We start from the raw sequence: 11,294 nt of genomic DNA, 5'->3' as shown, positions 1-11,294 counted from the left end.
AAAGCCGCCGATGTAATCGCCCGCGTTGTCGCTGCCGAAGGCATCGAGCATCAGGTAGGGGTCGAGCCGCTTCTGCAGCGGCTGCTGCAGCACGCGGGTGAGTTTGACGCCGTCGCCGTCACTGGTGGAAACACCGGCCACGATGTGGTCGATGCCGCGCGGGATGGCGACGGGATCGGTGGGGTGGTGGTGGGCATGAACGTTCGTCATGCCGCCCATGGTGGCACCAAAGCCCCGACCGCGCCACCGGTGGGGGTGCCCACTGCCGGTGGGGTTCAGCTCAGCGCGGCCACTGCTGGCGCTGCCAATAACAGTACTGCCAGCGGGTCTCGAAGCCCGCGCGGCGGTACAGGGCCAGCGCCGGCTGGTTCTGCGCATCGACCTGCAGGAACACGCGCTCGACCCCGCGCGCCAGCGCCGCCTGCGCCAGGCCGGCGAGCACGCGCCCGGCCAGGCCGCGCCCGCGTTGCGACTGTTCGGTGCGCATGCCGTGCACGCTGGCCCAGCCGTGGCCGAAGGCCATGGCGCCAGCCGCCACGGTGGCGCCGTTTTCGCGCACGCTGGCAAAGAGCGAGCCCGTGGCGCGCGACAGCGAACGCACGCGGTGCACGCCGTCGACCGGATCGAAGCCTTCGCCGAGGAACAGCGCGGCCCAGGCCGGGTCGGGCGACGCATCGACATCGGCCAGTCGCACATCCGCCGCGACGAGGTCACGCATGCGCCGCGCCGAGCCGGTCTGCACGCAGGTCGGGTTGTCGGCCATGTAGTGCCGGCGCGCGAGTTCGGCGCGCAGCGTGTCGAAGCAGGCGGCGTCGGCCAGCCGCAGCGCGGGCGCGACCTGGCGGCTGTCGCAGCGGTCTTCGATGCGGTCGAGCGTGGCGGGCTCGACCGCCTCGCGGTGCAGCGGCACGGCGGAGCGCGCGCGCTTGACGGTGCCGCGGTCGAAGGGCAGCAGCCAGCCGTCGAGTTCCTCGCAGGCTTCGGGTGCCACCGCCGCGACGGTGGCGCGCTCGATGGCTTCGATGTCGTGCGGGGCGATGCTCATTGCACGGCTTCCGGCGGTGCGTATTTGGCGGCGGCCACGTTCTTGAGCAGCACCTCGCGCTGGTTGCGGCTGATGCCGCGCACGCTCTCGGCCACCCACTTGGTGCGGTCGGGATCGATCTGGCCGTCGCGCCGCCACTGCTCCAGCACGGCCTGCGGCTTGTGCAGCATGGCCGCGAGCCAGACGGCTTGCGCCGGTTCGAGCGTGCGCGCGCTGCGCTTGAAGTAGCGCCGCGCCGCGGCCTCGCCGCCGCAGAGGTTGCCGCCCCACGGGGCGTTGTCCAGGTACAGCTGCAGGATGCGGGCCTTGCCCAGCGTCTGCTCCATCTCGACCGCGTAGAGCAGCTCGCGCAGCTTGCGCTCGGCCGTGCGGTCGCTGCCGGTGACCAGCAGCTTGGCCAGCTGCTGCGTGAGCGTGCTGCCGCCGCGCCGGGTCTGGCCGGGCTTCTGGTTGTGGTCGATCGAGGCGAGGATTTCGGTCAGGTCGTAGCCGGCGTGGCTGAAGAAGCGCTGGTCTTCCGCCGCGATGACGGCGCGCGCCAGCCAGCTGTCGTTGGCCAGCTTGCCCGACGGGCCGCAGCTGGTGCGCGCGCCCAGCATGGCCTCGGTGCCCAGCCCCTCGACGGTGAACTGGCTGATGGCCGGCTGCACCGCGAAGGTGGCGTCGGGCAGCAGCAGCTGCGCCTGCAGCGCCAGCGTGCCGCCGATGCGGGCGCGCTGCAGCTCGGGCAGCGCCGGCACCAGCACGGCGTACCAGCGGGCGATGGGCGCGTCCTGCACGCGGACGTCGAGCTGCAGGTTCTTCGGCGCGAGGCGGCCGGTCCAGGTGCCCTGGAGCAGGGCGTTGCCGTTGGCCGCCTCGGGCGTGGCCTCGAAGGTGCCGGCCAGCGTGTTGCCGTCGCGCCGCACGGTGGCCACCAGCCGCTCGACCTTGATGGGCTGCGTGCCGAGCGCGGGCACGTCGGCGCTGCACGGCGCGCAGCGCATCTGCTGCTGGCCGGTCTTGTCGTCCCAGGTGAAATGCACGGTGCCGAAGCGGGTGTCCAGCGCATGGCCGTTCAGCCGCGGCGCGAACCACGACGAGGTGGCCAGCCGCACCGCGGTCGGCACGCCGACCTCGAAGTCGAGCGGGCCGGCCTTGACCGTGGTGCGCCACTCGCCCGCCGCCGGCGCGAGGGCGATTTTTACTATCAGAAAGATAGCTGCTGCCGCAGACAGCACCAGGGCCAGCAGCCCGTAAATCACGAATCTCAGGGTCTTCTTCACAAACGCGTTCTCATCACATCGGTCTTGCCACGGTGACAGCTTGCCATGGACCATGCGACTGGCCGCTGGCCGCCGCCCAGTACCAAGCCGAAGTGTCGGTGAAAGCCGTGCCTTGGGCATCGACGATGCGCTCGCAGACGCGGAAATTTGCCGTACCGTGCCGTTGCGCCACAAAACAGCGCCACATCCGCTCCTGCGCGTCGCGTTCCAGCCGCGCCTGCTCGATGCGGTAGCCCAGCGCGCGGTAGCAGTCGGCGGCCGGATGCAGCATGCGCGTGGGCCGGTTCACGGCGCGCATCACCAGCGTCTGGTGGCCGTCGGTCATGCGGCCGATGGCGCCCGGGAAGCGATCGGCAAAGCGCTGCTCGACCTCGCTCAGCGCCAACGGACGCAGCGGCACGCCGTCCCACTGGCTCGGCCATTCGTGGGAACCCACGGCGTCGGCTTCGGCCGTCGGCGCGCGCAGCGCCGCGGCGGCCGACCAGAGCACGCACAGCAGCATCGCCAGCGCGAAGGCGCTCTTGTGGCCCACGCGGTTGATGAAATGGTTGGCGAACCAGCGCTCAACAAACGGTATCGACACGGCGGCCTCCTTCGGCGGTGATCAGGCCCGGCGTCGGGCGTTCAAGGTCGATGCGGGGCGCCACGCGCGCCGGCACCATCAGGCGCGCGATGGCGCCGCACACCATGGCCAGCAGCACCAGCCCCAGCGCGTTGTGCGCCCACGGCGCAAGCGCGTGGCCGGCGCCTTCAAAGGCAATCAGCACGCTGTTGCGCACGATGTTGCCGGCCAGCACCAGCAGGCCGACCGCCGGCAGGCGGCGCAGGAAGGCGCGGTCGCCGCGCCGCGCCCACAGCGCGACGGCGCAGGCCGTGAAATAGCCCAGCCACACCATCTGCACGCCCGAGCAGGGCGCGTCGACGATCACCAGGCGGCCGTCGACCATCAGCGTCGCGCCTTCGCGCGCCACGTCAAAGCCGGGCGCGAGCAGCCAGCGGCTGGCCTCCGCCGTCACCACGCGCAGCGGGTAGCCCGCGTAGAACTGCAGCGACGACAGCAGCGGCAGCGCCAGCACCGACAGCCCGGCCACCGGCAGCGCCGCCACGCCGCGCGGCAGGAAGGCCAGCAGCCCCGCCGCGAGCGACAGCACCGCCACCAGGCCCGACGCCAGCGGCGGCAGCGCGGGCAGGCCGCCCCCGCCCGTGCGCAGCAGCGTGGCGAGCACGGTGCCGATGCCGGCCAGCGCGAGCCAGCCCAGGCGCGGCGAGGCGCGCAGCTCGCGCCGGCACTGCCAGGCGAGCGCCGCCAGGGCGACCAGCGCCACGAGCCCCAGCGGATCGTCGGAACCGTCCTGCAGGCGGCGGGCCATCCAGACCCAGGTGGGCGCGAGCGCGGCGCACTGCAGTGCGAGCCAGCCGAAGGCCGGCGTGCGGTCGATGCGGATGGCCCAGTCCACGACGCGCGGATGGTGATGGGCCAGGGTTGCCAGAGACATGGTCGTGCGTCCTGTTCAAGCCGTGAAGCGGCGCGGGTCGTTGCGCCGCGCGCGGCGGCGCAGCATGGCCAGCATCGACAGCACGACGGCGATCGCGCCCAGCGTTTCCGGCTCCGGCGTGCTCGGCACCTCGGCACCCAGCGCCAGGTCGCTCACGCCCTGCGGCATCGGCAGCGGCTGGTTCACGTCCACGCTGTTCTGCGGCGCGACGTTGCGCACCACCTTGTCCACCGCGATGAAGCTGGTGTATTGCGTGAGCAGGCTGTACTTCAGGCCCAGCTCGGTGATGCGGTCCTTGAAGGCGGCGCTGCCTTCGAGCGCTTCCTGGTCGCTCAGGCCCTGGATGCGGTGGCGTGCCCACAGCGTGCGCAGCGCGGCGGTGTCCTGGCGCGTCTGCGGCGTGATGCGCACTTCCTCGCGGTACGGGCCGGTGGCGCTCTGGCCTTCGATGATCACGCGGCCTTTGGCCTCACCACGCCACTTGCCGAACACGATCACTGGGCGCTCGCCCAGCACGTCGGGCAGCGCCTGCGGCTCCACGTCGTACACGTCGAGGCCGCCGAAGGTGGCCTTCACGTTCGTGAGCACGGGCGACTCCACCATGCGACGAAAGCGCGCGGCCTGCTCGGGTGCCTGCACCGGGTCGGTGATGATGAAAGGCTCGCCCATGCCGGCGCGTGCAATGCCTTCCATGAGGCTGCGGTTCACCGACGAGCCGATGCCGAAGGCGAACACGTTGGCCTTCGACAGGTTGTTGCGCACCAGCTCGAAGGCTTCGCGCTCGACCGTCACGTAGCCGTCGGTCACCACCACCACGCTGCGCGACACGTTCGCGGCCTTGGGTTCGGCGTACACGCGCTTGAGCGCCGGAATCAGCTCGGTGCTGCCGCTGCCGCTGTAGTTCTTGATGGTGGCGAGCGCCTGCTCGATGTTGGCGCGCGTGGCCGGCACCGACTGGGGCGACAGCATCTTGTTGCTGCCCGAGAACAGCAGCACGTTGAAGGTGTCGCTGGGGCGCAGCCCGCCGATCAGGCGTTCGAGCACGGTCTTGGCGGTGTCCAGCGGAAAGCCGTGCATCGAGCCCGAGATGTCGACCACGAAGATGTAGTCGCGCGGCGAGATGGCGCTGGCGGCCACGGCCTTCGGCGGCTCGATCATGGCGAGGAAGAAGTTTTCTGCGTTCTCGCCCTGGCCCTTGTAGAGCATGAGGCCCGACTCGATCTTCTCGCCCGCCAGGCGGTAGTCGAGCACGAAGTCGCGGTTGTCGGCGGGGCGGCCGTCGGCGCTCAGCGTGATGTCCGCGTGCTGGTCTTCGTCGCGCTTCTTCACGTCGATCGTGTGCGTGGCCGAGCGGATTTCCTTCAGGCCCATCGGCGTGTCAATGCTCGCCGTGAGCTTGAAGCTCGTGCTCGGTGCCACGCCGGCGCGCAGCGTGGGCTGCGCCGGCCAGGTGGCTTGCGCGTTCTCCGACTGCGGCGAGTTGTAGCGCGGGCCGACCACGGTCGGGAACACGAACTGGTAGTTGCCCGACTGCGGCACCAGCAGCTCGGTGTAGCGCAGCTCGACCTTCACGTCGTCGCCCGGCAGGATGTTGGCGACGTTCATCTGGAACACGTTGGGCAGGTGCTGCTCGAGCAGCGCGGCGGTCTTGCCTTCCTTCTTGGCCGTGTCGTATTCGATCTTCGCCTGCTGCTTCTCGCGGATCTGCGCCGTGATGAGCCGGTCGGCCAGGCGCACGTTGAGGCCGCTCACCGCCGCCTTGGTGGAACCGGGGAACACGTACTTCGCCTCGATGGCGCGCTGGCCTTCGTTGCGGTAGGTCTGCGTGACCGTGACGTCGGCGATCACGCCCGAAATCTTGACCGAGACCTCCGTGCCCTTCAGCGGCAGGCGGTCGACCGAGGGGTCGTCGCTCTTGACGAAGAAATACGGGCTCTCGGTCTTCAGGCGCGGACCGGCGGGCGCTTCCTGCGCGTGGGCCGGGCGGGCGCCCATGGCGATGAAACCCACGGTCGCCAGGCTCACGGTGGCGAGCCAGAGCCAACGGCCGGGGCGTGGGGTGGTGGGGGTGTCCATGGCGGGTGTCCTTCTGCGTGCGAACTTGCACAGCCCTCACTGTCGTGAGCGTGCGAGAAGGCAGTTGGAAGGCGCGTTGAAGTCGCCACAACCGAATGCGCCGCTGTGTGAAGTCTGTGTGAAGTGCGCCGCGCGGCGGCTTCATACGGCCTTCGGGTCGGGCGCAGAGCATCGGCGCCTCATCACGAAAAAACCCGAAAAAGAGGGGAGAAACCCATGCTTCAACTGTTGAAGGCCCTGCAGGCCTCGGTGCTGGTCAAGGTGGCCGGCCTGTTCTTCCTGCTGCTGGTGCTGTGCATTCCGCTGGCGCGGATCGACGACCTGAACCGCGCCCGCGGCGAGAGCCAGCGGGAGGCCGCGCACGAACTTGCCGAGTCTTACGCCGGGCCGCAAACCATGGTCGGACCCGTGCTGCTGGTGCCGTATGTGGAGCGCTGGATGGAGCCGCTGCGCGACGCGCAAGGCAAGGTGATCGGCCAGGCCCCGCAGAGCAAGGAGATGACGCACGCCGTGTTCCCCGACAAGCTGAACATCGACGGCAGCATGGCCACGCAGGAGCGCTACCGCGGCATCTTCCGCATTCCGTTCTACACGCTGACGGCCGCACTCGACGGCGGCTTCGCGGGCTTCGACCCGCGGTCCGTGCCGCACAGCGAAAGCGATTCGTCGATCGAGTTCCGCGCGCCGCTCGTCGCCTTTCACGTGAGCGACCTGCGCGGCCTCGACGGCTCGCCCGCGCTCACGATCGAAGGCGAAGCGCTGCGCTTTCGCCAGCGCGTGCCCGGCCTGCCCGACCACGCCACGTACGCCGACGGCATCCACGCGCCGCTCTCGGGCGCCGCGCTCGCCGCATGGCAGACGGGCAAGCCGCTCGCCTTCGACATGAAGCTCTCGCTGGTGGGCCAGGACACGCTCTCGATGGTGCCGATCGCCGAGGAAACCACCGCGCACCTGAAATCGCCGTGGGCACACCCCAGCTTCGGCGGTCGCTTCCTCGCCACGCAGCGCCAGGTGACGCCGCAGGGCTTCGACGCGCACTGGCGCGTGTCTTCGCTCGTGACCACGGCGCGCGAACAGGTGCGCGCCGGCCTGGCGGGCGGTGAAGGCGATGCCGCGCAGAACGCCGCGGCGGCCGTCGTGCGCACGGCGTCCACGCCGCGCCATGTCTCGGGCCCGCTGCAGACCTTCGACGTGTCGCTCGCGCAGCCGGTCAACGTGTATTCGATGAGCACGCGCGCCGGCAAATACGGCGCACTATTCATCGGCCTGGTGCTGATGGCGGCCTTCATGTTCGAGCTGTTCCGCAAGCTGCGCCTGCATCCGGTGCAGTACGGGCTGGTGGGCCTGTCGATTGCGCTGTTCTTTTTGCTGCTGCTCGCGCTGTCGGAAAAGTTCGCCTTCCACTTCGCCTACGCGGGCGCGGCCGGTGCCAGCGTGGCGCTGCTGGCCGTGTACTTCAGCGCGGTGCTCGGCGGCTGGCAACGCGGCTTGTCGTTCGCGGCCTTTGTCGCGCTTTTGTACGGCGCGCTGTACGGCCTGCTGGCCTCGGAAAGCAACGCGCTGCTGCTGGGCGCGCTGCTGATCTTCGGCATGCTGGCCACGCTGATGCTCGTGACGCGCAAGGTCGACTGGTATGCGCTGTCGCGCCGCAACGAGGCTGCGCCTGTCACCTCGACAGCCACGGTGGACGCATGAAACTGCTGCGCGCCATCCCCGGCGTGCTCGGCTGGCTGGTGCTGGCCGTGCTGTGCGCCTGGGCCTGGCACCTGAAGGACCCGCACCTGCGCTTCCTGCGCGAGGAAGAACTGCCGCTGCTGCTCGCCGCGCTGTGCGCCAGCGGCGCGATCGCCTGGCGCAGCGCGCGCGGCGCACGCCGTGTCGTGGCGCTGGCCTTGACGGTCGGCGCGACATTGACGGCACTCGGCCACGAGCTGGCCTCGCGCCAGCACCGGCTGGAAGTGAACGCGGCTTCGGGCCCGGTGGCCGAGGCACTCGGCGCGCGCTTCATCGTCGGTTATGACGACGCGAACGACCTGCACGAGCTGGCCCGCCGGGGCCTGATCGGTGGCATCTTCGTCACCGGCCGCAATGTGAAGGGCCGCAGCGCCGACACGCTGCGCGCGGAAATTGCCAGCCTGCAGGCGCTGCGACAGGCGGCCGGACTGCCGCCGCTGGTGGTGGCGACCGACCAGGAGGGCGGCGGCGTGTCGCGCCTGTCGCCCATGGTGCCGCACCAGCCGGCGCTCGCCAGCCTGCTCGACGCCGACGTGCCCGCACACGAACTGTTGCAACGTGCCCGCGCCTACGGCGCGCAGCAGGGCGGGGCGCTCGCCGCGCTGGGCATCACCCTGAACTTCAGCCCCGTGGTCGACCTGCGTCCCGGCCGCGCCCCAGGCCGCTGGGACCTGCACACCCGCATCGAGGAACGCGCCATTTCGAGCGACCCCGACATCACCGCGCAGGTGGCGCTCGCTTACGAGCAAGGCCTTGAATCGGCTGGCGTGCGCGGCACGCTCAAGCACTTTCCCGGCCTGGCCGGCGTGACCGAAGACACGCACCATGTGGGCGCCGAACTGCGCACGCCCGTGGCCCGACTCGCCGCGCACGACTGGAAGCCGTTTCAAGACGTGTCGAAACATTCGGATGCCGCGATCATGCTGGCCCATGTCATCCTTGGGGAACTCGACGCGGACGCGCCGGTCTCTTTCTCACGCAAAATCGTGCAGCAGGTGATTCGAGGCGAATGGGGCTTTCAGGGCCTGCTCGTCACCGACGACCTCACGATGGGCGGGGCCTACAACCGAGGTCTTTGCAACGCCACCCTGGGCGCACTCGACGCCGGGGTGGACCTGCTGCTCATCGCCTACGACCACGACAAGTATTTCGATGCCATGCACTGCGCGCTGGAAGGCGTGCGGCGCGGCGCGCTCGACACCCGGGTGACGGAACGCCCGCGCGCGCCACGGCTCCAACCTCTTCGCTAGCCCCCTGGCCCCATCCCAATGTCCCAAGAACCTCGTTCGTCCCAACCCGCCGGTGCGCTGCGCCAGCTCCCCTGGAAACGCATCGCCGGCTGGAGCGCCGTCGTGGCCGGTGCCGGCGCCGTCGTGCTGCTGGGCGCCGCCATCGTGGGGGTGGTCGCCATCTACCCGAAGCTGCCCGACATTTCCGAGCTGGCCGACTACCGGCCCAAGCTGCCGCTGCGCGTGTACACCACCGAAGGCACGCTGATCGGCGAGTTCGGCGAAGAGCGCCGCAACCTCACGCCCTTCGCGAACATTCCGAAGGTCATGAAAGACGCCGTGCTGGCCGTGGAAGACGCGCGCTTCTACGACCACGGCGGCGTGGACTACAAGGGCTTCGCGCGCGCGGCCGTGGCCAGCTTCAAGGGCGGACGCAAGCAGGGCGCCTCGACCATCACGATGCAGGTGGCGCGCAACGTCTACCTGAGCTCGGAGCGCACGCTGAGCCGCAAGGCCTCGGAGATCGTGCTGGCCTTCCGGCTCGAGCAGCAGCTCTCCAAAGACCAGATCCTCGAGATCTACCTGAACCAGATCTACCTGGGCAACCGCGCCTACGGTTTTGCCGCCGCCTCCGAGGCCTACTTCGGCAAGCCGCTGCAGCAGGTGACGATCGCCGAGGCCGCCATGCTCGCCGGCCTGCCGAAGGCGCCCGGCGCCAACAACCCCGTGGCCAACCCGCGCCGTGCGCGGGCGCGCCAGCTCTACGTGATCGACCGCATGCACGAAACCGGCTTCATCACCGCCGAGCAGGCGGCCGAGGCCAAGAAGGAAGAACTGCACCTGCGCGACGCCGCCGACCCGAACCGACTGCATGCCGAGTACGTGGCCGAAACGGTGCGCCAGATGATGTACGCGCAGTACGGCGACAGCATCTACACCAGCGGCATGAAGGTCTACACCTCGCTGGTCGCGGCCGACCAGGCGGCGGCGTACAAGTCGCTGCGCAAGGGCATCATGGATTACGAGCGCCGTCAGGTGTACCGCGGCCCCGAGAAGTTCGTCGACCTGCCGGCCAGCGGCCAGAAGGAAATCGACGAGGCCGTCGACGAAGCGCTGGCCGAACATCCCGACAACGGCGACGTGATCTCGGCCGTGGTGCTGGAAGCCAGCGCCAAGGAAGTGACCGTGGTGCGCGCCAACGGCGAAGCCTTCGAAATCTCGGGCGAGGGCCTCAGGCCCGCGCAATCCGGCCTGGCCGCGAAGGCAGCGCCGAACATCAAGATCCGCCGCGGCGCCGTGATCCGCGTCGCCAAGACGCCGAAGAACACCTGGGAAATCACGCAGCTGCCCGAAGTGGAGGGCGCCTTCATCGCCATGGACCCGCGCAGCGGCGCCATCACCGCGCTGGTCGGCGGCTTCGACTTCGGCAAGAACAAGTTCAACCACGTGTCGCAGGCCTGGCGCCAGCCGGGCTCGAGCTTCAAGCCCTTCATCTATTCGGCCGCGCTCGAAAAAGGCTTCACGCCCGCCACCGTGGTGAACGACGCGCCGCTGGTCTTCGATGCCGGCGTCAACGGCGGCCAGCCCTGGGACCCGAAGAACTTCGACGGCACCTTCGAAGGCCCGATGCCGCTGCGCAATGCGCTCATGAAGTCGAAGAACCTGGTCACGCTGCGCGTGCTGCAGTCGATCGGCGCGCCCTACGCGCAAGACTGGGTCACCAAGTTCGGCTTCGACAAGGACAAGCACCCGGCCAACCTGCCGATGGGCCTGGGCGCCGGCTCGGTCACGCCGATGCAGATGGCGGTGGGCTATTCGGTGTTCGCCAACGGCGGCTACCGCGTGAACCCCTACCTCGTGACCCGCGTCACCGACCTCAAGGACAAGGTGCTGATGGAAACCGAGCCCCCGGCGCTCGACGAAAGCCGCCGCGCCATTCCTGCGCGCAACGCCTTCGTCATGGAATCGCTGCTGCAGAGCGTGGTCAAGGGCGGCTCCGGCTTCAAGGCCTACCAGGCGCTCAAGCGTGACGACCTCTTCGGCAAGACCGGCACCACCAACGATTCTTTCGACACCTGGTTCGCGGGCTTCCAGCCGACGCGCGTGGGCATCGCCTGGGTCGGCTACGACACGCCGCGCCAGCTCGGCGTGCGCGGCGAAACCGGCGGCAGCCTGAGCCTGCCGATCTGGACCGGCTACATGCAGTCGGCGCTGCGCGGCGTGCCCGTGATGCTGCCGGCCGAGCCAGCCGGCGTGGTGAGCATCGACGGCGAGTGGTACTTCGACGACTTCACGCCGGGCCACAACGTGGCGAGCCTGGGCCTGGAAAGCACCGAGCAGCCGATACAGCCGGTGGAGGTGCTGACGGGCGCGCCCATCGGTGCGCCGCCGCCGCCTGAGGAACGCAACCGCATCCTCGATTTCTTCCGCTAGCCGGCGGCGAGATCGC

General features: G+C 69.7%; 8 protein-coding genes and 1 pseudogene. 3 read left to right on the top strand and 6 right to left on the bottom strand.

The genetic code is table 11. The features are described from left to right. From AAG801_RS19125 to AAG801_RS19100, 6 genes and pseudogenes are all read right to left on the bottom strand, one after another. A pseudogene (locus AAG801_RS19125) lies at positions 1-210 on the bottom strand (pirin family protein); the annotation flags it as partial. Between the two features lie 70 nt (positions 211-280). After that, on the bottom strand, positions 281-1,045 hold the full coding sequence (locus tag AAG801_RS19120; protein ID WP_341889771.1) for a GNAT family N-acetyltransferase: 765 nt from the start codon (positions 1,043-1,045) through the stop codon (positions 281-283). Next, on the bottom strand, positions 1,042-2,289 hold the full coding sequence (locus tag AAG801_RS19115; protein ID WP_341889770.1) for a biosynthetic peptidoglycan transglycosylase: 1,248 nt from the start codon (positions 2,287-2,289) through the stop codon (positions 1,042-1,044). The genes AAG801_RS19120 and AAG801_RS19115 overlap by 4 nt, the downstream gene beginning before the upstream one ends. 34 nt (positions 2,290-2,323) lie before the next feature. Next, positions 2,324-2,893 (bottom strand): hypothetical protein, encoded by a 570-nt coding sequence (locus AAG801_RS19110; protein ID WP_341889769.1) that lies wholly within the window; start codon positions 2,891-2,893, stop codon positions 2,324-2,326. Next, the gene (gene xrtQ, locus AAG801_RS19105) at positions 2,874-3,806 is read right to left on the bottom strand and encodes an exosortase Q (RefSeq protein WP_341889768.1); all 933 of its coding nucleotides are present in this window, start codon (positions 3,804-3,806) and stop codon (positions 2,874-2,876) included. The genes AAG801_RS19110 and xrtQ overlap by 20 nt, the downstream gene beginning before the upstream one ends. A gap of 15 nt (positions 3,807-3,821) precedes the next feature. Next, positions 3,822-5,882, bottom strand: a complete 2,061-nt coding sequence (locus tag AAG801_RS19100) for a VIT and VWA domain-containing protein (protein ID WP_341889767.1) — start codon at positions 5,880-5,882, stop codon at positions 3,822-3,824. A gap of 216 nt (positions 5,883-6,098) precedes the next feature. Here AAG801_RS19100 and creD point away from each other — a divergent pair, with 216 nt between their 5' ends. Genes creD through AAG801_RS19085 form a run of 3 tightly spaced genes read left to right on the top strand, consistent with a single transcriptional unit; the run spans position 6,099 to position 11,278 of the window. Further along, positions 6,099-7,577 (top strand): cell envelope integrity protein CreD, encoded by a 1,479-nt coding sequence (creD, locus tag AAG801_RS19095; RefSeq protein ID WP_341889766.1) that lies wholly within the window; start codon positions 6,099-6,101, stop codon positions 7,575-7,577. Then, a complete protein-coding gene (locus tag AAG801_RS19090; RefSeq protein WP_341889765.1) occupies positions 7,574-8,866 on the top strand; it encodes a glycoside hydrolase family 3 N-terminal domain-containing protein in 1,293 nt (430 codons plus the stop codon). The genes creD and AAG801_RS19090 overlap by 4 nt, the downstream gene beginning before the upstream one ends. An 18-nt stretch (positions 8,867-8,884) precedes the next feature. Beyond that, positions 8,885-11,278, top strand: coding sequence for a penicillin-binding protein 1A (locus tag AAG801_RS19085; protein WP_341889764.1), 2,394 nt, complete (start codon positions 8,885-8,887; stop codon positions 11,276-11,278). The last annotated feature ends 16 nt before the right edge of the window (positions 11,279-11,294 follow it).

This window comes from Variovorax sp. YR752 (assembly GCF_943372545.1).
This window is presented reverse-complemented; position numbering and strand designations above follow the sequence as displayed.